The sequence below is a fragment of the Paenibacillus sp. UNC451MF genome (genome assembly GCF_000686845.1).
Classification (GTDB): domain Bacteria; phylum Bacillota; class Bacilli; order Paenibacillales; family NBRC-103111; genus Paenibacillus_S.
In genome coordinates this window covers 1-24,142 of sequence record NZ_JMLS01000012.1, presented here as the reverse complement: position 1 = coordinate 24,142, position 24,142 = coordinate 1, and the positions used below count along the sequence as shown (strand labels likewise).

The following is a 24,142-nucleotide window of genomic DNA, read 5'->3' as shown; positions in this document are numbered from 1 at the left end:
GATGCCTTTTTCATCTGCACATTTTAGTCCCATCGAAATGTAAAGCTGGCAACTATGAAGGCGACAATCGTCCAGCCACCGAGCAAAGCCACCTGCGGCCACAACTCACCAAAGCTGGCACCGGTGTTCATCACTTGACGAAGTGCCGTTGACAGGTGTGAAATCGGCAGCAGCTTGACGACGGCTTGGAAAGCCTCCGGCATCGAATTGATCGGGAAAAATACTCCGCCGAGGAACATGAGCGGGAATGAGATTACGCCGGCAATCGGACCTGCGGATTCCGGGGTTTTCGCCACTCCGGCAATGATAAAGCCGATCGCCATGAAGGTGAGTGTGCCGAGCACGACAAACAAGATGAGCAGCCACCAGGAACCATTCACTTGCGTGTTAAAAAACAAGCTGGCGATCAGCATCACTAGCAGAGCTTGAATACAGTTCAGCAGCAGGCGCGCTGTAATTTGACCGGCGATGAACGTCGGCGCCCGCAGCGGCGTGCTCTGCATCCGGCGCAGTACGCCGCGCTCGCGCCAAGAGGAAATTTGACCGGCGACGCCGTTTAGATTGTTCGACATAATCATCATCGCGACGATACCGGGCACAAGAAAATCGATATATTTCAAGTTGAGCGATCTGACGCCTTTGCCTTCGATCGTGACTGCTGGCTTATACTGCGTGATTTTCTTACTTACGCCATCGACAAGCTGTCCGATCACCGCAAGGCCTACGTTCGCTCTAGCCGCGTCCGTCTCGTCGTAATAGACATCTAGCTTTCCAGCGTTCGACCCTGCGATAGCGGGTGAGGTGGAAAATGCGGCGATTTGTTCACCATAGCCTTTCGGAATGACGATGACGAACTGCTTATCACCTTTTTTAAGCAGGTCAAGGGCTTCTGTTTCGTCAGAGCTAGCCACTGCCTTCAGTGGCGATACGGATTGTTCTTCCAGCGTGGCAATCAAAGACTGCGACTGCGGCGTGCTATCCTGATCGACGATGACGGTGTCAAGGGACACACTGCCCCCTTTGCCGACGAAAGAACCAAGCATAATCATGAGAAGTAACGGGAATAGCAGGGTGAAGAACAGCATCTGACGGTTGCGGGCGAAGAGACGTAGCTGAGCGAGCGTCAGCTGGATATATGCGGCGAAATTCATTCCTCTCTCAAGCTCCTCCCTGTCATGTGGATAAACACGTCCTCAAGCGTCGCCGTCCTCGTTTGCAGTTCGGCATAAGTTAAGCCCGTCGCTCCAGCCTTGCCGATGAAATCAATAAGCGAGGCTTGTAGATTATCGGTATAAAGAATGAAAATATCTTTGTGCGTATCGACCTGCTTCACTTCAGCGACAGATTGGACAAGCTGCAATAGGCCTGCGCGTTCAGACTCCGGCAAGATTTCGTAGCTAGGCGCTCGGAATTCGATGGCGCTGTCGGAATGAAGGCTGCGCACGAGCCGCTGAGGGGTGTCGAGGGCGATCACCTTGCCTTGGTCCATAAGGCAGATGCGATCACAAAGGACATGGGCTTCATCCATATAATGCGTGCTTAACACAACCGTCTTACCTTGCTCCTTCAGCTTAAGGATAATGTCCCACAGCGTTCGACGAGCCTGTGGGTCGAGCCCGGTTGTCGGTTCGTCGAGGAACACGACCTGCGGGTCGTTGACAAGGGCGAGAGCGATCGCGAGCCGCTGCTTCTGGCCTCCGGATAAATGCTTGACACGGTCGTTCATCTTCTCCTTCAAGAGCATCGCTTCGAGCAACGATTCCACAGGAAGCGATTTTGGATAGAAGCTTGCGTACATGCGCACGATTTCCTTCAGTTTCAGTAGGTCGAACATCGACGTCGATTGCAATTGTACGCCGATCACTTCCTTAACCTTCCGTAAATCCTTCTGCGTATCGAAGCCGGCAACCTTGGCAACACCTCCATCGGGGCGTCGGAGGCCTTCAATCATCTCCATCGTCGTCGTCTTACCGGCGCCATTTGGTCCAAGCAAACCGAGCACTTCGCCTCGCTTGACGGTAAAGCTAACTCCGTTCACTGCGGTGTGGGCACCATACCTCTTCACAAGGCCGTCCGCAATGATGATCGCTTCTCCGGTGTCGTCAGCAACTTGTAACGATTCCATATCGCTTCTCATTAACACTCTCCTCACTTCTAATTCCAAAATTCCGACTTAAGGTAAAACTCGATCTTACCCAGCAACTCCGCAATTATTCATGTGATATATAGTCAAAGGTAAAAATTCACACCATACTATTTTAGCATGCTACAGCGTATTATGTTTCTTTTCAATTGCTTTTTTGGGAGTTTGGGAAAATCAATTAAACACATTTTCGAATGCACGTATGCATTTGCCGTCCTTAGAAGTATCCAGTACTGCGAACCTGATTTCCGAGAACAATTGTCCAAAGCCTTCGTCGTTCAATAGTTCCCGCCACCATCCGGCCACCTTCACCGGATCATTCCGAAATACGCCGCAACCGTACGCTCCCAAAACGAGGTTCTTGTCTTCCTTGTGCGCGAATATCGCCAGGGCCAAACGCATGCGGTCTTTCATCACTCGTTCCGCTCTCTGGTGGGCTTCCCCCTTTAGCAGCACCTGTCCATAGTTCACGGCGGGCAGCGTCAACACCGATGCCATGATCGGCCGTTTCATGAGGTTAAAACGCTCATCGCGGAAAAAGACTACATCAGGGGAATAAATGGTGACTTAGACAACGGATGACAGTCTCGTACCAAAGCCGCACCCTGTTCAGGAGTGATCAGGTGACTGCTATCCTCCGAATGTTTCTGCGCCGTGGCAAAATCTATCCGCTGCCCGTCGTATTCATAGTAGCCTTGCTGCTGAATCCTCAAGGTCTCCAGCGCAATTTCCTTTCTACTCATTTTAAACCCCTTCTTTCAACATTAACTCGTCTCGCACTTCCGTCAGCGCGAAACCCAGCAGGTTTTTACCCCGCCATTTCATTGGATTCTCTGCGTCTGGGTCAGCTTTGCCCATACCAATACCCCAAATTCTATCTAGCGGGCTGGCTTCTACCAGAATACGATTTTTCGTCGACCTCAGATAATCTCCGAGCTCCGGATTCTGCGAGAATTTGGCTAAAGTACCTCGCTTGACAATACCGTAGCATTGACTCTCCCAGACTTCATTGTCGAAGTTTCTCACAGCACGCCCCAAAGCCTTCATCTCTTTAGGGTGTTTGGCCTTCAAAATGGCTGACAGCATGTCGTCATCCTTGAATAGCCGTGCCTTCTCCGCCATCATATATTGTTCAGCACAGGTGTACTCCGTTCCGTCTGCAACGAATGGGCTCATCCACCACTGGCTGAAGCAGCTTTTATCCACGCTTCCGTCAGTTGGCGGCGTATGGCCCCAGAAGAACACAAACTTGAACGTTTTTCCTTTGCGGTAAGCGTTGCGTAAATCCTCTATTCCGTAAATCATCAATTTTCCTCCAGACTTCTTCGATACAAGCGGGATGGACGGTGGCCCGCATTTTCGGTATAGTGATCGGTTTCCGTTACGAGATCAACCACCTTGCGTCGGAATGCAGCTTTCAGCAGCTCTTTATCCAAAATCACCTCGTAGACCTGTTGCAATTCCGTTAAGGTAAACAACTTCGGCATCAGGTGAAGCGCAATATCGGTATAGTTAACCTTGCCCCGCAAACGCTCGAGGGCGTAGGCAATAATTTTGGCATGATCGAAAGCCAAACCGTCATTGGATTCGATGGTGTAAGACGTTGAGGTTGAAGCTAGCGTCGCTTTCACTGTCCGTTCCACTACGGCGGTCAACTCCCCGTACTCGGAACTCAGCTTGAGCTCGTACTGCAGCGTCCTTACGTATCCACCCTCGATCAGCTCCTTCCGCTCCCGCAGAAGTCGGTAGTATACCTTGAACCACGCAGCATTGGCAGCATCATCTCCCGCCTTCAACTGCACTTGGCCACTGTTGATCAATGCCATATAACAGCAGCTCATGACCCAAGTACGGGGATCACGCCCTATGTCGCTGAACGTATATAATTGCTCCAAATACACGTTCTCCACGCCAGTTTCCTCCTGCAGTTCCCTTGCAGCAGCCTGTTCCGTCGTCTCGTTCGGTCGCACGAAACCGCCCGGCAACGCCCATTTGCCAAGAAAGGGATGCCCTCCCCGTCGAATGAGCAAAATCCTCAGCTCCTTTTCCGGAAGCTTGCGGTAATTGTCCTCGTCCGCGTCCGTGACGGTGAAGATGACCATATCCGCTGCCACCGAAGGACGCTCGTAATCTTCTGCCCGGTATCGTTCCATGAATTCGCGTTCCGTAAGTCCATCGCGATCCAGCATATCCACAATGTTCGCCACCTGTTCATCTCATTTTTAGTTACTAACTTTCTCCGAAATAATTGTCATAGGGCTTGAACCTTGCCAATACCTCTTCTACTATTCCTATCCGATCCTCAAGACTCCCTCTCAGTGTTATGTAGGGAATCCGGCGCTCTTTCAAATCCGCGATAATCTGTTTATGGAAAACATGCCGCTTCTGGTCGCCGCTGCGATCCCAAGTATCGTCGTAGGGAATATCATCGTCGCATAAGAAAAACAAGTCGTATCTCTGCGCATTTTCCAGCGCAATTCGAGTTAACAGCTCCGGTGCCTGGCCGTGATAGTCTAAGGCGAACATGTAGGTGGTTATCGCATTGGTATCGACGAAAAGATACCTATTCGCTTCAAGTAAAGCCTGCTCTTCCCGCTCGAGATGCCCAACCGCTATCTCATCAAAAGCCGCCAGTCCGATTCTTCTGTCCACTTGATGCTCAGTCCAATAATCCCGTCCATACTCGCTTGCGAATGTGGTCTGATACCGTCTCGCCAAAGCTTCAGTTATGGTCGATTTGCCGGTTGACATCGCACCCACGAACACGACTTTCGTAATTAAGTCCCGGTACACGATATCACTTATAAACTCCCGATACTTATAAGGATCGCAACGGATCATCGTCGCTGAGATCGGGACAAGCTTACGATCTTCATCCACTCTCCTATCCACCGCACCTAAAGCGATGCTCATATGTTCGCCATAAAACTCGCTCGAGTAAAAATGCGTCACTTGCTCGCCTTTTAGCAATCCCAAAATATATTGCTCTTCCCGAATCTCGTGCTCCCGATCGTTAGAATATCCATCCGGGCCGTCCCAGGCTTCGATGACCCGAACCGTCGGATAAAGCTTGCGGATCCAGCTCGCCCGGATATGAAGTGGAACCGTCATGACTTTCGTCTCGTAGATGACAACAATCAGCTCATCGACCTCCTGCAGCGCTGTATCAAACATGAACTGATGTCCTTTATGCAGCGGTGCAAACTTTCCCAAAGTTAATCCCAACGTTTTCATCACATTACCTCCTTGACCCCTTTATTCCATGTGTAGTAGCCGTATAATGCATTGATCAAGTACGCGCTCCACATAACGATCATCAACACGCCGTCCGGACTCCCGTCCAGCATTCTAATCACCCACAACAGTACAGTGAAAATATTAAGCACAATATAGATCAGCCATTGTTCTTTAAACCTTCTCACCATCAAAAAGGTAGCCACAACCGATAACACAGTCGTAAGGGCATCGATATAAGGTGAATTCTGTCCCGGTATGAACGACAGTCCGAAACCGAGCAGCAGGCTGCCGAACACGCAAACCACTATAACGAGGAGGAAACTCCTCTGATCCATCTGCCGCATGGTCAACTTGCCACCATCGCGGTGCTTCTTCCACATAAAGAAGCCAATCGCATTCATAGGAACGAAGAAGAGCAGATTCAGCATGACCTCCCCAAACAACCCGTTCAAGTAAGCCAAATATGCGTAGCCTAATGTATTATACATACCGAAAACATAAGTCATTAGGTTGCCTTTGGCCGCGAGGACCACACATAACACTCCCGTAAGGAATACCGTGAATCCGAACAAAGTATCCTTCATAATAACCGTCAACACGATAGCGATTCCGGAGAATAAACCTAACCAAGCTATTTCGTATAAGTTCCATTCGCCCAAAGATTTTCTCATGCGTATCCCCTCAGCTTTCATTCAAATCTCTAGACCTTACAGCTCTAAGTCTTTCTTAGTCATTAATTGATAATATCATTTTGTTAATAACAAAATTACCAGAAAAGATTACCAATATCAAGCCTTTTTTTCCGTAATAATAAAACATGACCTGGTAGCGGCAACTTTTTCAAAAGTATCCACTCACAGGCCACCAAATTACTTTTCATTCAAGTCAATTTCTTTTTCCATAATATAATCGTCCATCACAAATCCATTTCCTATATCCGCAACCTGAGTACGTACTGTTCTGAAGCCTTTTTTCTCATAAACTGCAATAGTCGCATCATTATAGCGATTTACAGTAAGCCATATCGTACTCAATCTTCTCTTTTGGCAAATATCCACCAAAAACTCCATAGCTCGGCTTGCATAGCCCCTTCCTCTGTGTTCTTTTAATATATAAAATTTACTTAGAAACAGCTTGCCTTCTTCCTGCTTCACACCCAAATAGCCGATGTTTTTACCGCTCATGTTCATGAAATAATATTCATAGCCTTGGTTTTGAATCTGCTCAGTAATTGCATTAGTGGATTGAAATTTTTCTACCATATAGTCGATTTGTTCCTTAGATATGATACTTACAAAATATTCATACCAAATTTCTGATGCTAATTGAGCTAAATTCGCAACTTCCTCGGTCTCTACCTTTGTGAAAACCAGTTCCATGAAATTCCCCTTTCTTTTCTGCTAAAGTCCAGTTCATTCATTCATTCAGTGCGATAGACTTTTCATATATGCTGAAACCGTCTTTTTCTCCCATATAGAAATATCCATTGTGACTATAAAAGTTGTTTAGCTGCAAACTGCTGGCAATGCAGTCAAGCCGAACCACTGTCTTCCCTTCAAAACGGATACCAGAGTCACACCATTGCAGTATAGCCTTTCCTAGCCCAGTGTTTGCATATTTGCGCTTCACTGCCAGCCGGTGCAAATAAATCGCCTGATCCTCCCGGTGTGCCTTTGAACCCCACAGGTTACAATCCCAATCACTCGGCTTCTGAATCAGCATCACGCTCCCCGCTACATCCTCCTCGAACTTGCAAATAAAGACATCTCCACGTTGGATTGCATTAGCCGTATCATGTGAGTCGTAGCCTTCTAAGAGACCCTTCCATTGAGAAGAACCCTTGCTGCGCAGCCATTCTGCTATTTCCAATAGCAACGCCATGATGGCTTCAGTATCTTCTGGTCGTGCTTGACTCATAGTAAATTTTCCGTTTATTTGATCATTTTTAATGGTAACTGGTTGTTTCATTGGAAACCTCCTTTGCAGTATAAAAACACTATAGCCAGTAAAGGAATCCTCGTCAAACCACACCATTATTTTAGATCGCCTGTTCAATATTCTCTACGGGCCTCATATTTTCCAATTATGTACCATATGATTAGCTTGGAGTAATTAATAAACTGAATACTTTTGAAGGGGAGATCCTATGGAATCGAATGTGAATCAAAATCTCCAGCAACAGAATCCAATTGCGCCCATCTTGACTGTAAAAGACTGGATGTTGACGATGCTACTTTTAGCAATTCCTGTGGTTAATCTCATCATGCTATTTGTTTGGGCTTTTGGTGGCGGAGCAAATCCATCCAAGGCAAATTACGCCAAAGCCGGTCTTCTTTGGGCAGCTATCGCCATTGTTCTTTACTTTCTTGTTGCTGTTCTTTTTCTTGGAAGTATATTTGCCGGTTTAAAGACTGGCATGAATTAAAAAATAAAGAAAGTGCCCTAATCAATCTGAAGAGATTGGCTTTGGCACTTTTTTATCCATTAGGTTCACATGCGCGCTCTAACGGTTCGACTATATTCCGTTGGACTCATACCCGTCGCCTTTTTATATGCTTTGGAGAAATAATGGACGCTGCTGAATCCGAGCTCTTGGGCTATTTCGGTTATGCTGCAAGATTCCTCGCGAATTAGTTGCTTTGCTTTCTCAATTTTCATTCTGGCGAAATACCCCATGATCGAATAGCCTGTTCCTTTTTTGAAAATTTCCTTAAGCCGCGTCTTGGCAATGTGAAGAGATTCGCTAACTTCCTCCAGTGTAAGATTGCGGTCTAAATGCTTTTCCAGAAACTGAATGACTTGACTCGTCAAGTTATGATTCTCTTTTTCTCGAGAGGTTGACGACAGCACGGGCTTCATTTCATTGAAATTATTTTTGCGTAATAAATGAATTAGCAGTGTTTCAAGGTATAGCTTGATCATCTGTTCGGAGCCGATTAATGCATCACTCCGCCGGCTATTGAACAAAGGGTAAGAAAACGGGAAGTAAAATGACTCTGTTCCCTCTTTCACGATTTGTGCAAGCAGGTTCCGTTCTATATCCCCTAACGAAATCACCCGGTTCTCAAAATATTTCATGGCTTCGGACTGGCAGTCAAACGTTACAACGATCAAATTAGGTGCTTTTTCTTTATGTGCATAGAAGCTGTGAAATTCGTTGGGCTTATGAAATATTATGGTTCCTTGCCCCAGCAGGTGACGTTCATTATCCGTCAGTACCTCAACCTCGCCTTTGTCCACGTACAGGAATTCCCAAAAATCATGACGTTCTCCTGAAAAAACATAATTTTTACCAAATTCAAAATAGTACATCGTTATTAGATTTTGAATGACAATGGTTTGATTCAGATTCGTCCTTTTATAATCCTTCATGCTTCATTTGCCCCTTGAACGTTTTCTGTAACCTTCCTTATGATACAGCTTGTTTTCATCTGGGAAAAGCATGATTTTGTAAGCGTACCGGATAGTCAGCGGCGCTTCTCAGAAGCATCAAAGACTATAACTAACCGAATTGACAAAAAGTGCGGCTTCCAGGACAAAGAAATAATCAAGCCCCCCTCTTATACTGAAGTTAAGATTCAATTAAATTCATGAGGGAGGTATTATAGATGAAAATTGGAGTCATCGGATATGGCTTGCGAATTAGAGGGGTTATCCATAACGAGCTTAAAAAGCTAGATCCGAATTTTCAAATCTCAGGTCTTGTAGATATTAATCCCGCAAAACATGTGCAGGTACGGCAGGATGGATCAGAGAATGTTCGTATTTTTGAAACCCCTGAAGCTATGCTGGAAGCAGCAGATCTGGATGGGATTATGATAGGCACACGCTGCTCACTGCATACACCCATGGCACTTAAGGTGCTATCGAGCGGCTTACCGTTATTTTTGGAGAAACCTGTGGCAACCAGCATGGAGGATGCGCAGCTGCTAAAAAAAGGCTACGAGGAGTCAGGTAACCGGAAGGTTGTCGTGTCGTTTCCTTTACGTGTCACTTCCATTGTTCAATTGGCCAAAGAAATAATTGACTCTGGCAAAATCGGGAGCGTAGAGCACGTACAGGCCGTTAACAATGTACCCTATGGAAATGTTTATTTTCAGAGCTGGTACCGGGACGAGGAAGAAACAGGCGGCCTTTTCTTGCAAAAAGCGACGCATGATTTCGATTATATTAACTATGTGCTGGGAACAAAGCCTGAAACGGTGGCTGCGATGACATCCAAGCAAATTTTTAAAGGAACCAAGCCTGCCGGTCTTAAATGCATCGATTGTGATGAGAATAGGGCCTGTCCAGAAAGCACGGCATTCCGTACCGACAGCCTCAAAGAAGAATGGGCTCATTGCTGCTTCGCTAAAGATACAGGCAATGAGGATTCCAGCAGCGCACTGATTCGTTATACAAACGGTATGCACGTATCGTATTCACAGAACTTCTTTGCCCGCAATAAAGCAGCTGCGCGTGGAGCACGTTTTCTTGGCTACAAAGGAACACTCGAATTCGATTTTTACACAGGGGTAGTAAAAGTATACTTGCACCATTCGCCACGTATTGAAACGTATGAATTTACCGGAGGTAAGGGACATTTCGGGGGCGATGCAGAGCTAGCACGCTGTTTTTTGGGGCTCATGGATGGCAGCATGGAGCATTCAGTCTCTCCGCTCGAAGACGGGCTGATTAGCGCACTGCTATGCTTGAAAGCAAAGCAATCCTCGATCACGGGCACATTTCAAGAAATTGCATGGGGCTAAAAAGTCACATTCAGAAGAACGAATTGAAGGACGTACACCGCGGCGTTACTTTATCGAGAAACAAGGGCAAGCCGGTAGCGGCCTGCCCCTGTTTTATTCATGTATAAACTCTCCTATACGATACCCTGCCTTTCCTGCCAAGGTAATGAGCGCTTCCATATCTTGAATCGGAACCGTGATCAGAACATAACAGTCGCTTTCAATGTCCAAGCATCCCAAAGCGAGATCATGTTCTTGTAGAACGGATCGGGCGGTGCACAGAATCTCGTAAGTGGTTAGCCGCTCTTCTTCTATGTACTCTGACCAGTTAATCCGATAGTCCAAGAGCTTTTTGCGGTTCAACAAATTGTCGATCACATAAATGATCGTCTCGCCGTCCGTTTTCCAATCAATCTCTCTTGCCAGCTGTTCCTCAATTAAAGCATCCACCAGGGCTATCCATGCAAGCTCCTCTATCGGTTCCGTAATTCCCCGTTCATCGAGACGATCCTGCCATTTATCCACGTACATCTCAGGCTGCTGGAGTGCCTCGTTTACTTCCGCCACGATGTCGTCCATATATCCGGATAGCTTGCCGCTAAGCTCCAGCAGCGCTGCATTCCGCGCTATTTGTTCGTTTGGAAACTCGCTAATGCTCCATTGCTCTTGCTCTCCTGGTTCTTGCAGCGCTTTTTTCCTGAAAAAATCAAACAGCTTCAAGGCTGCCCTCCTTTCCGTTTCAACCAGTTATAGGATAGAACTATGTCACACATGCTCCTGACAGTAGGCTTAAGTTCTTATTATAATATATTGCAGTTCATTTGTATAAATTTACCTGGACTCTCCCCTGATACCATTCGAATATTTTATAACCCCCTCATTATATGTTCCAAAATTAATTAAAAAAAGGGCAGTCGAAGTCATTATGACTTTTGAGACTGCTCCTATTTGCATTAGCAAGTGGACTTGTAAAGGACAGAGATATATTTTGCATGGGCATAGCTACAGGCCGTTTCTTTCTAGTATCTTTCTTCATCTAATAGTAAGATAGCATGCAGCATGGGATGGTCATTGATAGATTAATATAAGTTTGCTTATGAAGCTTGATGCTGGACGCGGCCCGTAAGGAGAACAGTTCACAGAAGCAAGGACATTTCTTTTGTAGCAAATAAAATCCTTCAGCTATACAAACAAGATGCAAAGGAGATGGGAGTGTATGAGTTACGATAAAATAATGATTGTTGCCCATCCGGATGATGAAACGATTTTTGGCGGAGCCCAGTTAATACAAGAAAAGGGCTGGTTGGTTATTTGTGTTACAAATGGAGATAATCAAGAAAGGTGCAGCGAGTTTACTAAAGTAATGAAGAAGATCGACGCCCATTTTGAAATATGGAATTACAATGATGAATGGAATGGCGATTTTGATAGGTATAGTTTAAAGTGGGATTTAGCTGTAGTGCTTGCTAGATATCCCAAGTCTATAGTAAAAGTCGTCACCCACAACCTGTCAGGGGAATACGGTCACACACAGCATAAAGCTTTATCCCAAATCGTTCACAGTCTGGTATTCAAAAACTTATATGTGTTTGATACTTCGGAAGAAAAACTGGAAGAAGCATTATTAAGTAAGAAACAAGAATTGTTACAATACTATAAAACTCAAGATATTCAATGGTTGGAGAAGTATATCCAGTATGAGTGCATTACGCGAGTACGGTGAATTATCACCATTACTGAAAACCAATTATCGGATGAGGAACATACGGCTCTTCAAGCGACGCAATTTCTTCAGGTGTTAACGTAATTGAAAGAGCAGCTATCGCATCTTCAAGATGCGACATTTTCGTAGCTCCGATAATGGGTGCTGTAACCGGTATTTTCTGCAGTACCCAAGCAAGCGCAATTTGAGCGCGGGGAACACCACGTTTTTCTGCGATGGCCGCAACCCGCTCTACGACCAATCGATCGGTACTTGCTGTCGGATCGTACTGGGATTTCTGCACTGAATCGGTCTCGGAACGATGTGTCGCTTCCTCCCAGTCACGCGTTAATCTCCCTTTTGCAAGCGGGCTATACGGAATCACAGCGATTTTTTCTTCCCTACAAAGCGGCAGCATCTCCCTTTCCTCCTCACGGTACATGAGGTTGAGATGATTCTGCATCGATACAAACCGGGTCCAACCATTTTTCTCAGCTACATGTAACGCCTTCAGAAACTGCCACGCGTACATGGCAGAAGCACCAATGTATCTTACTTTCCCAGCCTTCACAACATCATGTAATGCTTCCATCGTCTCTTCGATCGGAGTATTGTAATCCCATCGGTGAATTTGGTACAAATCCACATAATCGGTTCCCAGTCTCTTAAGACTCTTATCAATTTCACTCATAATTGCCTTTCGAGAAAGGCCTGCACCATTTGGACCTTGATGCATACGCCCATGAACCTTTGTCACAAGGACAATCTCGTCCCGATTGGCATAATCCTTTAGAACCCGCCCAACAATTTCCTCACTGGTTCCGTCTGAATACACATTCGCCGTATCAAAAAAATTGATCCCTAATTCAAGTGCATTTTTAATAATAGGACGACTACGCTCCTCATTAAGTACCCATGGATGATGCCACCGCTCTGCTACGCCAAAACTCATACAGCCAATACAAAGCCTAGATACATCTAAACCGGTGTTTCCAAGTTTCACATATTCCATTTCATTGCTCCTCACTTTTTAATAGATTTGGTTTCCTTCAAATCTTTACATCACCTAATATGATATCATCGATTAATTCAACGATCTTTGGTTAGCTAAACTCTCTACGACGAGGCAATGAGAACCACAGCCCATCGAGCCATTCCAACTCCTGTTGAGTTAATTCACCCCTATCGGCAGCACGCAGGCTAGCTTCCAATTGCTCTGGATGACTCGCACCAGTGATGGCGGAGGTGATTCCTGGTTGATGGGTGACCCACCGCACAGCTGTTGTGGTCGGATCATAGTTGTGCTCTTCACACCAATATTGGTATTTTTTAACAGCATCAAAGTTCGCTTCTTGCCAATAGCGTTCCTGATACAATATACCCGCATTGTTTCCAAGTCCGAAGCGAGTCCCTTCTTCAATACTTGCGTTTTTGCTGTAGCGTCCCGTTAACAAACCAGCCGCAAGCGGGTTATAGCTGATAATACCAAGCCCTTCATCAAGTGCCATTGGAACCAAGTCGTCCTCAATCATCCGAAATAACAGATTATAGCGAGGCTGAACGCTCACGATTCGTGCGTAATTTTTTCTGTCCGCAATTCCGTTCGCCTTCGCTACTTGCCAAGCACGCCAATTGGATACACCTATGTAGCGAACTTTACCTTGTTCAATGAGATGATCAAACGCGCGCAATGTTTCATCCACGGGTGTGCTTGGGTCGAATTGATGTGCTTGATAAAGGTCTTTATAGTCCGTTCTTAAGCGGCGAAGACTATCCTCTACGGCTGTTATGATGTGCTTCCTGCTTAACCCCTTGTCATTGGCACCAGGTCCCATCACCCCAAAACACTTTGTTGCGAGAACCACTTTGTCTCGTTTCCCCTCTAACCATCCCCCAATAATCGACTCGGTTGCCCCGGCAATTTCATACGATGCCCTCCCGATCGGATATACATCTGCTGTGTCGATAAAATTGACACCAGCATCAAATGCCTTGTCAAGAATCTTGAACGAGATATTTTTGTCTGCCTGGTTACCGAAAGTCATGGTGCCAAGACACAGATTCGTTACTTTTAAGCCCGTCCTTCCAAGAGAACGAATCTCCATCATCATTTCTCCTCTCTGCAAAGTGTGAAAGCCCTGATACACCCTCGACAACTTACTTAGACACTCTGAACTATCAAGTCCAGATTAAGGTCATACTGGAACAGAACTTAGTGGCACTCACCACTTGGTCCCTATCAGGAAAGAGAGCTTCTTATCTAAGTATGCAACAATTGAAAAAGCGACCGATATCCAATTTATCGCAAATGATTGCCTAATCCTCTCACAATGACTTACACGACAGATGGATATACTTTATAATGGGACTATTAAGATGAAGGAGCAAGGAGGATGTTATGGCTGAATCCCTATATAAACAGCAGGCTGAGCTTGCCAATCTTATTGAGCGTTATTCAGTAAAGGATGGTGTTAACGCGACCGCGATACCATCTTTATTTTTTATTCGCCGCTCTAATGTTACCGGTCCAAAGCACAGTGTTTACAAGCCTTCCTTATGCATTATCGTTCAAGGTGCGAAGGAAGTATGGCTTGCACAGGAGCGCTTCAGGTACAGTCCGGCTGATTACCTTGTTTCATCGGTTGACCTTCCGGTTACCGGGCAAGTGGTAGAAGCTTCTTCCGATATTCCGTATTTGGCTCTCAATCTTGTCTTTACACCGAGTCAAATCTTAGAGGTTTTACGTGATTCTGAAATTCGAGGCGGAAAGAAAGAGAATGCTAAGCGAGCCATGTTTGTCAGCCCGATAGAGTTATCAATGCTAGATGCGGTAATCCGATTAGCTCGTTTGTTAGACAACCCGAAGGATATTCCGGTACTTGCACCTTTGTTTACGAAGGAAATTCTCTATAAGGTTCTGCAAGGGCAGCATGGGGGGACACTGGAACAAATTGCAATAGAAGGAAGCTCTACCAACCGTATCAGAGATGTTATCGAACAAATAAAGAATAACTATGATAGGTCTTTGAGGATTGAGGAGCTTGCGGAAAAAGCGAATATGAGTGTTGCTTCACTTCATAGGTACTTTAAAGAGGTAACTGCTATGAGCCCTATTCAGTTCCAAAAACAACTGAGACTACAGGAAGCCCGGCGCCTGTTATTATCTGAGCCAACAGATGCTGCTGATGTTGCATTCCATGTAGGCTATGAAAGTCCATCTCAATTCAGTCGTGAATATTCCCGAATGTTTGGTTTTCCGCCAAGGGAAGATATAAAGCGCCTGAGGGCGAAATATGACCAAACGGATTAACACATGAATTCCCTTTGAATTATCCTGCCAGTTAGCGTAACGAGGGTTACTCCCCCCGTCTATAAATTTGGTCTATTTTATTTCTATTACAAGGGTACTCAGTTACTTTAGCTAAACTGGCAAGTGGTATGAAATCAGCACAGGTCGCCCAACAATTTTTATAAAAAAATACTTCAGTTATGTTTATTGTTTAATTTGATTAAGTTATATTCAAAATTCAATTCTATAATTGTTAATATTTTCCTTATTCTTTATTCAAAGTATTTAATATCGTTATGTAAACCATCTCTTTCTTCAATGTTCAGACCTATTCTAATCTTCACTATTCAGCTTTTTATAAAGGTTTGCTAGCTGTGTCCGCTCCTGCTCGGTTAACTTTTCGAATAAATTTTTACGCAGCCTTTGCCCCTCAAGTGATGCTCTTTTAAGGACATCTGTCCCTATGTCGGTAATACCCAAATAAATAATTCGACGATCAGACTCATCCACCATTCTAACGGCAAATTTCTTCGCGACAAGTTTTTCCGATAAATAACTAAGCGTAGGAGGGGTAAGTCCTAATATTTTTGCAATGTCCGAAGGCCGGCTCTTTCCGTTTTTCTTTAGATGGCCGAGCACAAGAACATGAGAGATACCGAGGTCCTCACTGAATGTTTTGTTCCACTGGATAATCAGTTGATTAGTAAACTTATCCATATTATGTATGAGTTCGAAAAGAGTCTGTTCTTCCATAAAATCCTCCTGGGTAAAATAAACGATAGCCCTTAATTAATATTAAGGGCTATCCTATAATCTTACACTTTATTGAGCTGAGTATCCACCATCAATAACTATTTCTGAACCTGTAATGTACGAAGATTCGTCAGAAGCCAGGAACAGCGCCGCTTGAGCAATATCGATGACTTGACCTAAACGCTGCAAAGGCGTTGCCTGTATTAATCGGCCCAGCAGCTCTTTTGAAGTACTTAAAGCTTGAGTCATTGGCGTTTCAATAATCCCAGGGAATAGAGCGTTTACCCGAATGCCTTGACGGCCAAAGGTTGTAGCAGCTGCTTTAGATAATGCGCGTACCGCGCCCTTGGATGCCGAGTAGTGATTAAAGCCTTGGCCGATCAAAGCCGTGTATGAAGAAATATTGATGATGGAGCCTTTCTTTTGGGCTGCCATATAGGGAGCAACATGCTTCATCCCAGCGAATGGACCAAAGCCATTAATGGAGAGCATTTTCTGCCAATCCTCAACATTGATTTGCTCATATGGTTTTTCAGAAGAGATACCTGCGTTGTTGACAAGAATATCAATTTTACCAAAACGATCATTTACTTCCTTTGCCAGTGCCTGCCAATCCTCATCAGAGGCAACATTCAATTTCATTCCGTAAACATTATGTTTCTGACTTACTTTCTCAAGCGCTGCCTCATTAATGTCTGCGGCAATAACGATGGCGCCTTCTTGTGCAAACAGATCACCCATACTTTCACCGATACCCGATGCCCCGCCAGTAATAATGGCTACTTTATTGTCTAATCTTCCCATACTACATGCTCCTAACGTAATTTGATGTTGTTTGACCAGTTATACTTGTATTTTTCGCTTCCTATGTCAGTTGTAGTTTTCAGCTGTTATTAACGCTGTGCCATTTTCATAAATTGTTCGAAATCAGGGACGGTCGGGTTGGCAATATAATGTCCGCCCTCCACCTGTATCGTCTGTCCGGTAATAAATTTGGATTCATCTGATGCCAGGAAAAGAACGGTATGTCCGATATCGTCCGGTTCTCCGTGATAAGGCAGCGCGTTATATTTCCCGAAGATATCCAATACCTCCGAAGGCATATTATGCTTAGCGGCCGGCGTCAAAATCAATCCAGGCGCGACTGCATTACAACGAATGTTATTCTTCCCATATTGGGTAGCGATATATTTAGTAAGGTTCACGACAGCCGCTTTCGAGGCCCCGTATGCAACCCGAACAGCATCTCCAGTAAAGCCCGCCATGGAAGCTGTATTGATGATCGAGCCTCCACCAGCATTAATCATATAGGGGATAGCGAATCTGCATCCCAATAACACGCTCTTTAAATTTACATTCATGAGCCGATCCCACTCATCAAGATCAACGTTAAGAATATCCAGATCCTTCTTAAGGTTTGTCGAACCAACATTGTTGAATAGGGTCGTTATTTTACCGTATTGTTGTACCGTTAATTCAACAGCTTCCCTGATCGAATCTCCATCTCCGGCATCAAGAAATACGCCCACTGCTTCGCCGCCTTGACTTTTAATATTCTCGGCGGCTTCTATTGCCCCATCAGTATTAAAATCCGCAATGACTACTTTAGCTCCGGCTTTTGCCATTAGGTTAGCAGTGGATAAGCCTATGCCTGAAGCGCCTCCAGTGATAAGCGCCACCTTGTCTTTCATTCTCTCCATATTCGTAGGCTCCTTTCTTATAGATCATGATAGTGTAGTATGTCCACAATACTATTAAACATCTAAATATTAAATATTAAATTATTAGACGTCTAAATATTATATGCTAGATAATATCAAAATATTAATTCCAGTGCAACGGAGGAACTTGGAATATAAATTCGAAACATCCGCATACTTGTCCCTTTCCCTTTTGTAAAAGAAAGAGACCAGTCTGTCCACTTATATAAGCCGCGTCCGCATGGAGAAGGCGATGCACCTGCTCACTCACATGTACCAGAAGATCCTGAAGCAATCGGTTATCACAAGCCGTAATATTTTATCAAAAGTAGTAGTGAGAGGATTAGGCAAGCATTTGACACGAATGGGATAACGCTAGCTTTGTCATCTGGTGCATAATAAGGATGTGAAGGACAAATACATCGATTTACACATAATTATTGAATATTGGAGGATCTTATATATGGAAAAAGTAATTTTGAACAATGGTGTTGAGATGCCTATACTCGGTTTTGGTGTTTTTCAGATTACAGATGCAAATGAATGTGAACAAAGCGTTTATGACGCTATTATGGCAGGCTATCGGCTGATTGATACCGCTGCCTCTTATCTAAATGAAGAAGCAGTTGGCAGAGCGATCAAACGGAGTGGCGTGGCAAGAAAAGAATTATTTATCACTACGAAACTTTGGGTTCAGGATACTGGTTATGAGCGCACAAAAAGAGCATTTGAAAAATCACTGGAAAGATTACAATTGGATTATTTGGATTTGTATTTGATTCATCAGCCGTTTGGCGATGTGTATGGCTCTTGGCGAGCTATGGAGGAGTTGTATCGTGAAGGAAAGGTCCGTGCAATTGGTGTTAGTAACTTCCAAATGGATCGTCTGATCGATTTGATTATTCATAATGAAGTTGTTCCTGCCGTAAACCAGGTTGAAACGCACCCTTTCAATCAGCAAATCGAAAGTGCAAAATTCATGAAAGAGAACAAAGTTCAGGTTGAGTCCTGGGCGCCTTTTGCTGAAGGAAAAAATAACTTATTCCAGAATGAGATATTGGTATCCATAGCTGAAAAGTATAATAAATCCGTTGCTCAGGTGGTTTTACGTTGGTTAACACAAAGAGAAGTGGTTGTGATTCCAAAGTCTGTTCGTAAAGAAAGAATTATAGAAAACTTCAATATCTTTGACTTTGAATTAAGCCAAGAGGACATGAATTCGATTACTACGTTAGATACGAAACATAGTCTTTTCTTCTCACATCAAGATCCTGAAATGGTGAAATGGATCAGTAACCGTAAACTTGATATCTAACAATTGCTATTTAGAAAGACCAATGCAGATTCTGTTTACGCAATAGAACCGGGAAACAATTCATTAATTTAACAAATTGATGATAAAATAAGGAGCAGATGCACTTTGGCAATCTGCTCCTATTTCGTTTGCAGCGCAACGCGGCTTCCGATACATGCCTGCAGCCGTGTCTTAGTTGTTATCTAACTAACGTTATCCCTTTAGCTTAATGACCTAAGATTTTGTCTCATAAGAGAAGAAATTCTTTGCACGTCTGTATTTTTGATCTTTTCTAGCTGTTGAATAACCAATTCCTGTCGTTGTATGGAATGATTTTGGCTTAACTTCGCTTTCCCTTCTATTCTGTTAATTTTCACTTTAAAGCCTTGAACTCCTTTATTCAAACCACTTAGAAAGTCGGGGTCTATATCCTGCAACCTGTAGGAACTATTGGGGGTCTCGTACTTCAATACCATATCATTTAAGGAAATCATTAACTCATTTTCGTCATCTATAAGTTCGACTTCCCCGTATACATGAACGGTCACATAGTTCCATGTTGGAACTGCCTTATTCGTCTCATACCAAGAAGGGGAAATATAACAATGAGGACCATGAAATACAGCTAACACAATTTGATTGCTAATGTCTTTCCATTGAGGATTTGGACGAGCAAAATGCCCGTATAGATACATATGATTTTTATCGAGAATTAACGGCAAATGGGTAGCATATGGTGTCCCATCATGTTGAGAAAACAATGTAGCAAAACTATTTTCTCTAATAATCTCATAGGCAATTGATATATCCGTAATTTCAAAATGCGATGGTATATACATTTGGTATTCTCTCCCCTCATACCTTAAAAATTTATAAGTGTTTTTTGTCATAAACCAATAATAGCAAGAGAGTGGAATAGTAGAAGATCCAATTTATATAATTATTACTGTACCAATGCACCAAAATATCCTTGCTCGTTATATCAGTGTTTTGGTCATTATAAAATCAATTTGTTTTTCATCCCCCATATAAAAAGAGTGAGCTCCAGTTTGAACAAAACCCATTTTTTTATAAAAGGCAATTGCGTTCTCATTCTTTTCCCAAACGCCTAGCCAGATCATCTTTTTGTTTTGTCTAATGGCTATTTCCACCGCTTTGTTTAGCAGGTATTTTCCTAGCCCTTTTCCTTGAAATTTGTATCTAATATAAATCCTCTCAATTTCGAGTGACTCATCACCCATTTTTTCGGATTGGGCATCATTAATATTTACCTTTAAATATCCAGCAAGTTCTTCATTGTAACAGATGAAAAAGAATTCCGAAGAGATATTGGACAATTCCTTTTCCAACTGTTTAGAGTTAAATGCTTTTTCCAAGTAAGCTTTCATATTTTCAGGTGAATTCTGATCTTTAAATGTATCATTGAATGTTTCAATACTTATTTCCTGGAGGATTTGTACATCTTCACGGTTGCACTTCTTTATTTTTACAGTCATTTTAATATATAGCTCCTTTATATAAAATTAATATTCTCTCTTGTTTCCCTTTTTCACAAATTCCCAGTCAATTTCTATATTTTTTCTAACTCTTTGAAGAAGATGAAAAATGGTTTCTGCTTCTTTTTCGGAAAATCCCGCTAATGCTACACTATTCGAATGATCATGTTCTTTTTTTATAAATGGAAATACATTTTCCCCTTTTTCTGTTGGAAAGAGTTTTTTTATTTTTTTGTTATGTTCATCATCTCTCTTTTCAATAAAGCCATTAATTTCAAGGTTTTTTATTGCACGAGCTGCGGTTGTTCGGTCCACTTTAATCATTTCAGCTAACTTTTCTTGAATTATTCCTGGGTTTTCACATATTCGTACAAGGTATAAATACTGCCCTTTTGTAAGGTCATATTCTTTAAATTCAATATTGCTTATAGAATCTAATGCCCTGGCAATCATTCCAATTTCGCGTAGGATTTCCTTCATATATGCAGCTCCATCTATTTTTTATAAACCGATACTTTAAATAATAGTATAACATTTTTGTTGCATTTACAACAAAATAAGAATCTTTCTTAACAGAAAGATTTTGTTCAACTAACAAGTTCCTCGGATGGCCTGGATACGATACGTTTGAACAACAACAAAAAAGACCCTACGCTTTAGCGAAAGGTCTTTTTATGTGGGAAGCGATTAATGATTTTAAATATTACAGGGAACAGAGTTTGTTTACCGAACGGTTCAAGATTGATTTTCATCTCTAGGTCGATTGGTACTTTCTCCAGTGTACATGTAAATCAACAACCTTTCCAGATCGCATCGAATCCAATGGAATCATGTCCTACACCACCGCTGCTACTTTTCAACTATCTTGGCCCGCTAGCTGAAAGAACTTGGAATTTCATCACATTCCAGGCCACAGTCTCTCAACATTAATTAAAGAATTTTCTTTAAATTCAATCCTATATATATCTGGCATAGAAGTACTTTTCCAAAACGTAAAATCGTACTTAGGATCAAAATAGCTCATCATAATCGTCATTATGTTCCCATGGGTACCTACAGCGATCCGTTTCCCCATATATTTATTGATAACTTCATTCAATGCTTTGACTCCCCTGGACTGTGCTGTATTATTTGACTCCCCTCCTTGGAAGGCCAGATCAGGGCTTATGTATAATTCTTCAGTTGATTTTATTATATTTCTTCCCTCTTTATCAAAATATCCTTCTTCCGCCATTCTGCGCTCTCTGAGATCTTCATATAATTCAATCTTAAGTTCAATCTATTTGCTAGCTCATCTACCGTTTGTATCGCTCTTTGATATGGACTAGATACCACAACGTCGATCTCATCCTGTAGAATGTCAGCAACTATTTTTGAGTCCAAAATACCTTTATCCGTTAACCCCCGAGTCCTTTCTACCCCCGGCACATATTTTGATTCAGCATGTCGTACCATATATATTTTTGTTGTAACTTCTTCCATGATCTACTCCTTTGTGAAGTACATTTGATATGGCTTCTTGATATAGTGTAAAACTCAGTGACCTGCTCTTTGATTTGTTTTAACTAACGTTCTCCGTTAGTTGAGCGGAAAGAGTTCAATCAGTTAGAAATAAACTTTTGCTCATCTTCACCTGTTCAATCATATGTCCTATATTTCCTTCACCTGCAAATAGGGTCATGTCGAAAAAATCTTGATTCAAATCAGACCAATAAAGTTCATTTTCATCCCCAGAGACCATGACATCAAGCTTCAATTTACCGACATAAACTTCCACATAACAATCATGCAAATAATATTTGAAATCCATTACATGATGCAAAGTAACATCCTCTTTTGAAATGCTGGTTTCTTCAAATAGTTCTCTGTAAGCAGCTTCAATCCCCGTTTCTCCACTCTCGATTTTGCCGCCAACCAGATTACTTAAACCTTTATAGGGGTTCTTTAATCGTTTGCACATTAGCAGCTGATCCATATCTTTACTGTATATCATTAGAACGTTGTACCCTTGCATGAGCCGATCCCCTTTTTTTCTTTAATTTCGAGTATACAATTATTCGATAATCTTACTAAACTATCTTGCACGTTACTTCAATGACTTGTGGTACTGTTCACCATAATGTATCTGATAGAACTTCTCTTTTATTTCCTGTTTGATTAGTCATGTCACTTAACGAGGATGGAAGCATTTAGGCTAATCCATTATAGACCATTTATCTTTTTTATCATTATCAATTATTAAATCGATAATCAATGTTCCTCTGTAAACAACTAAACCTTTTTGACCTATCTTAAGGTGATGAAGCTCTGTTATAATTTATCATTGTATAATCTGTTACTACGCTCCGTATTCCAATCTTCCAGTAATAATCCGTAGGTTTTTACATCGCTATATGTACCGTTCTTCAATCGTGTATCCTTTCTTAGTGTCCCTTCTAAAATCAATCCAAGCTTTTTCATAACATGTCCAGATGCAGCATTATCCGAATGGTGCCATGCAACAATTTTATGCATGCCGAGTTCTTCAAAGGCAAATCTTATAACTTCATCAGCCGCTTCCGTAACAATACCCATATTCCACCATTTCGAACCGATATAATAACCCAAATCGCATCGGCTTGACTTATTTGATATGTCAAGCAAATGAATTGAACCTACTACCTCATTTTCATACTCAATCGCCCAGCGGTAAAATTCAGGATTCTCGTATCCTGTTATCCATCTGGTAAGCATTTCAATCGTTGTATCCAGCGATTCGTGAGTATCCCACGACAAATATTTTGTCATATGAGCATCACTTGTCATGTTATGGTATACCGTGTATTTGTCGTGCAATGTAAACTGACGTAAAACCAGTCGTTTTGTTTTTAGCGGAACAGCTCCCTTATGTATCAGCATTATATATCTCCTCTATATTTAGAGTTATCTAGCACGGGCAACCTGCAAAAAAATCTACCGTTTACTCTATATGTGATTGTTGTTATCCTCCCGTTACTTCGACGAAAAAGGAAGCAGATGCAACGGCGGTCTACTCCCTGATTATTGCGCTATTGTACCCGTTAGCTCAGTAACTTCATTAGCTGAATTGTTCCACTTTGCCATAGCTCGGTGTATTCCTTTTCAATAATAAAACCATGTTTTATATAGAAATCAACAGTTTGCTGGTACGCTGGCTTCGTGCTTGGCGGTACCGTTAATGCAACGATTTTATTAAATCCCATCTTCTTTGCGTGATCAAACAAATGAAACAATAATTCGGAACCGAATCCCTTACGATGAAGCATCGGATCAGTGCCCATTAATGATATAGAAATTGAGCCCTCTACACTTGTAAAGACTATAAAGGATGTAACTTCCATCACTCTCAGCACAGAGTAAATCTTGAAACATTAAATCTTTATATGTGTCCTCAGTAAACCAAACACCTGTCAACGAACTTATTATTTGATTGATCTTTTCCACAATAGGGTTACCAAATCTAGTTGGTCTTTCGTAAAGTTTTATTGAAATATCCATTTCTTATACCCCCCACTTATTACATTAATTTACATTATTTGAGGTATTGTAACACATTTAAGAGAATCATTGCGCTTTGCGCTCAACTGCCAGTTCGTATTATGAAATAAGCCAGTTTTTACTGGTTGACCTCTTTGCATTTAAGAGGTTTAGTAAACGGTAGCCGGGGTCGAACGTAACTGCCCGTGGGACCGTGATCTCGTAAGCTAAACTGTTCACCCCCTACTTGTAGAAACATGTTTGAGGCTGGTTGAGACTATGATCTCGAATAACAAGCGAAGCTAT

General features: G+C 42.7%; 28 protein-coding genes and 1 pseudogene. 5 read left to right on the top strand and 24 right to left on the bottom strand.

The genetic code is table 11. The annotated features are described in order from the left end of the window. Window positions 1-23: 23 nt before the first annotated feature. The 10 genes from BP97_RS0114095 to BP97_RS0114055 all read right to left on the bottom strand — a co-directional run bounded on the left by BP97_RS0114095 (window position 24) and on the right by BP97_RS0114055 (window position 7,348). Window positions 24-1,151, bottom strand: coding sequence for an ABC transporter permease (locus tag BP97_RS0114095; protein ID WP_028549682.1), 1,128 nt, complete (start codon window positions 1,149-1,151; stop codon window positions 24-26). Then, on the bottom strand, window positions 1,148-2,125 hold the full coding sequence (locus BP97_RS0114090; RefSeq protein WP_051620608.1) for an ABC transporter ATP-binding protein: 978 nt from the start codon (window positions 2,123-2,125) through the stop codon (window positions 1,148-1,150). Before BP97_RS0114090 ends, BP97_RS0114095 begins: the two co-directional genes overlap by 4 nt. 192 nt (window positions 2,126-2,317) lie before the next feature. Further along, the gene (locus BP97_RS41030) at window positions 2,318-2,656 is read right to left on the bottom strand and encodes a TIGR02452 family protein (protein ID WP_051620577.1); all 339 of its coding nucleotides are present in this window, start codon (window positions 2,654-2,656) and stop codon (window positions 2,318-2,320) included. Between the two features lie 29 nt (window positions 2,657-2,685). Continuing rightward, complete coding sequence (locus BP97_RS41025; RefSeq protein ID WP_036745878.1) at window positions 2,686-2,886, bottom strand: TIGR02452 family protein; 201 nt, start codon at window positions 2,884-2,886, stop codon at window positions 2,686-2,688. Window position 2,887: 1 nt separating this feature from the next. Further along, a complete protein-coding gene (locus BP97_RS0114080) occupies window positions 2,888-3,448 on the bottom strand; it encodes an NADAR family protein (RefSeq protein ID WP_028549680.1) in 561 nt (186 codons plus the stop codon). After that, window positions 3,448-4,338 (bottom strand): NUDIX domain-containing protein, encoded by an 891-nt coding sequence (locus BP97_RS0114075; protein WP_028549679.1) that lies wholly within the window; start codon window positions 4,336-4,338, stop codon window positions 3,448-3,450. Before BP97_RS0114075 ends, BP97_RS0114080 begins: the two co-directional genes overlap by 1 nt. 34 nt (window positions 4,339-4,372) lie before the next feature. Further along, on the bottom strand, window positions 4,373-5,377 hold the full coding sequence (locus tag BP97_RS0114070; RefSeq protein WP_028549678.1) for an AAA family ATPase: 1,005 nt from the start codon (window positions 5,375-5,377) through the stop codon (window positions 4,373-4,375). Next, complete coding sequence (gene pnuC / locus BP97_RS0114065) at window positions 5,377-6,051, bottom strand: nicotinamide riboside transporter PnuC (protein ID WP_028549677.1); 675 nt, start codon at window positions 6,049-6,051, stop codon at window positions 5,377-5,379. Before pnuC ends, BP97_RS0114070 begins: the two co-directional genes overlap by 1 nt. 198 nt (window positions 6,052-6,249) lie before the next feature. After that, entirely contained in the window at window positions 6,250-6,759 is a 510-nt protein-coding gene (locus BP97_RS0114060) for a GNAT family N-acetyltransferase (RefSeq protein ID WP_028549676.1), read from the bottom strand. Between the two features lie 37 nt (window positions 6,760-6,796). Further along, window positions 6,797-7,348, bottom strand: coding sequence for a GNAT family N-acetyltransferase (locus tag BP97_RS0114055; RefSeq protein WP_036745877.1), 552 nt, complete (start codon window positions 7,346-7,348; stop codon window positions 6,797-6,799). Window positions 7,349-7,526: 178 nt separating this feature from the next. Here BP97_RS0114055 and BP97_RS36250 point away from each other — a divergent pair, with 178 nt between their 5' ends. Beyond that, window positions 7,527-7,805: a hypothetical protein gene (locus BP97_RS36250; protein ID WP_028549674.1), complete on the top strand. Its 279-nt coding sequence runs from the start codon at window positions 7,527-7,529 to the stop codon at window positions 7,803-7,805. 65 nt (window positions 7,806-7,870) lie between these two features. On the opposite strand, the gene BP97_RS0114045 is transcribed toward BP97_RS36250, so the two are convergent. Beyond that, a complete protein-coding gene (locus BP97_RS0114045; RefSeq protein WP_028549673.1) occupies window positions 7,871-8,752 on the bottom strand; it encodes an AraC family transcriptional regulator in 882 nt (293 codons plus the stop codon). Between the two features lie 236 nt (window positions 8,753-8,988). On the opposite strand from BP97_RS0114045, the gene BP97_RS0114040 reads away from it, so the two are divergent. Then, on the top strand, window positions 8,989-10,128 hold the full coding sequence (locus tag BP97_RS0114040) for a Gfo/Idh/MocA family protein (protein ID WP_028549672.1): 1,140 nt from the start codon (window positions 8,989-8,991) through the stop codon (window positions 10,126-10,128). 93 nt (window positions 10,129-10,221) lie between these two features. Here BP97_RS0114040 and BP97_RS0114035 read toward each other — a convergent pair whose 3' ends face one another. Further along, a complete protein-coding gene (locus BP97_RS0114035; protein ID WP_231506304.1) occupies window positions 10,222-10,827 on the bottom strand; it encodes a DUF6630 family protein in 606 nt (201 codons plus the stop codon). A gap of 496 nt (window positions 10,828-11,323) precedes the next feature. Between BP97_RS0114035 and BP97_RS36245 the strand changes: the two genes are divergently transcribed. After that, entirely contained in the window at window positions 11,324-11,830 is a 507-nt protein-coding gene (locus BP97_RS36245) for a PIG-L family deacetylase (protein WP_051620576.1), read from the top strand. A 10-nt stretch (window positions 11,831-11,840) separates the two neighbouring features. Here the strand turns inward: BP97_RS36245 and BP97_RS0114025 are convergent, their stop codons facing one another. Next, window positions 11,841-12,821: an aldo/keto reductase gene (locus BP97_RS0114025; protein ID WP_028549670.1), complete on the bottom strand. Its 981-nt coding sequence runs from the start codon at window positions 12,819-12,821 to the stop codon at window positions 11,841-11,843. Between the two features lie 91 nt (window positions 12,822-12,912). Continuing rightward, entirely contained in the window at window positions 12,913-13,914 is a 1,002-nt protein-coding gene (locus tag BP97_RS0114020; RefSeq protein ID WP_028549669.1) for an aldo/keto reductase, read from the bottom strand. A 293-nt stretch (window positions 13,915-14,207) separates the two neighbouring features. Here BP97_RS0114020 and BP97_RS0114015 point away from each other — a divergent pair, with 293 nt between their 5' ends. Continuing rightward, window positions 14,208-15,119, top strand: a complete 912-nt coding sequence (locus tag BP97_RS0114015; protein ID WP_028549668.1) for an AraC family transcriptional regulator — start codon at window positions 14,208-14,210, stop codon at window positions 15,117-15,119. A gap of 312 nt (window positions 15,120-15,431) precedes the next feature. On the opposite strand, the gene BP97_RS0114010 is transcribed toward BP97_RS0114015, so the two are convergent. The 3 genes from BP97_RS0114010 to BP97_RS0114000 form a co-directional block, all read right to left on the bottom strand. Then, window positions 15,432-15,851, bottom strand: coding sequence for a MarR family winged helix-turn-helix transcriptional regulator (locus tag BP97_RS0114010; protein ID WP_028549667.1), 420 nt, complete (start codon window positions 15,849-15,851; stop codon window positions 15,432-15,434). 69 nt (window positions 15,852-15,920) lie between these two features. Beyond that, window positions 15,921-16,655: an SDR family NAD(P)-dependent oxidoreductase gene (locus BP97_RS0114005; RefSeq protein WP_028549666.1), complete on the bottom strand. Its 735-nt coding sequence runs from the start codon at window positions 16,653-16,655 to the stop codon at window positions 15,921-15,923. Between the two features lie 89 nt (window positions 16,656-16,744). Continuing rightward, window positions 16,745-17,551, bottom strand: coding sequence for an SDR family NAD(P)-dependent oxidoreductase (locus BP97_RS0114000; RefSeq protein ID WP_028549665.1), 807 nt, complete (start codon window positions 17,549-17,551; stop codon window positions 16,745-16,747). 463 nt (window positions 17,552-18,014) lie between these two features. On the opposite strand from BP97_RS0114000, the gene BP97_RS0113995 reads away from it, so the two are divergent. After that, window positions 18,015-18,866 carry an aldo/keto reductase gene (locus BP97_RS0113995; protein ID WP_028549664.1) on the top strand — a complete coding sequence of 284 codons (852 nt, stop codon included), beginning with the start codon at window positions 18,015-18,017 and terminating at the stop codon, window positions 18,864-18,866. Between the two features lie 200 nt (window positions 18,867-19,066). Here BP97_RS0113995 and BP97_RS0113990 read toward each other — a convergent pair whose 3' ends face one another. From BP97_RS0113990 to BP97_RS41700, 7 genes and pseudogenes are all read right to left on the bottom strand, one after another. After that, window positions 19,067-19,684, bottom strand: coding sequence for an FMN-binding negative transcriptional regulator (locus tag BP97_RS0113990; protein WP_028549663.1), 618 nt, complete (start codon window positions 19,682-19,684; stop codon window positions 19,067-19,069). 138 nt (window positions 19,685-19,822) lie between these two features. Next, window positions 19,823-20,341 carry a spermidine/spermine N(1)-acetyltransferase gene (locus BP97_RS0113985; protein ID WP_028549662.1) on the bottom strand — a complete coding sequence of 173 codons (519 nt, stop codon included), beginning with the start codon at window positions 20,339-20,341 and terminating at the stop codon, window positions 19,823-19,825. A 27-nt stretch (window positions 20,342-20,368) separates the two neighbouring features. Continuing rightward, the gene (locus BP97_RS0113980) at window positions 20,369-20,821 is read right to left on the bottom strand and encodes a MarR family winged helix-turn-helix transcriptional regulator (RefSeq protein ID WP_028549661.1); all 453 of its coding nucleotides are present in this window, start codon (window positions 20,819-20,821) and stop codon (window positions 20,369-20,371) included. Window positions 20,822-21,239: 418 nt separating this feature from the next. Then, window positions 21,240-21,796: pseudogene (locus BP97_RS36240) on the bottom strand (histidine phosphatase family protein). Window positions 21,797-21,938: 142 nt separating this feature from the next. Continuing rightward, a complete protein-coding gene (locus BP97_RS0113970; protein ID WP_028549660.1) occupies window positions 21,939-22,355 on the bottom strand; it encodes an NUDIX hydrolase in 417 nt (138 codons plus the stop codon). A 296-nt stretch (window positions 22,356-22,651) separates the two neighbouring features. Beyond that, window positions 22,652-23,239, bottom strand: coding sequence for a GNAT family N-acetyltransferase (locus BP97_RS0113965; RefSeq protein WP_028549659.1), 588 nt, complete (start codon window positions 23,237-23,239; stop codon window positions 22,652-22,654). Between the two features lie 161 nt (window positions 23,240-23,400). Beyond that, entirely contained in the window at window positions 23,401-23,700 is a 300-nt protein-coding gene (locus BP97_RS41700) for a GNAT family N-acetyltransferase (protein ID WP_081824151.1), read from the bottom strand. Window positions 23,701-24,142: the final 442 nt, after the last annotated feature.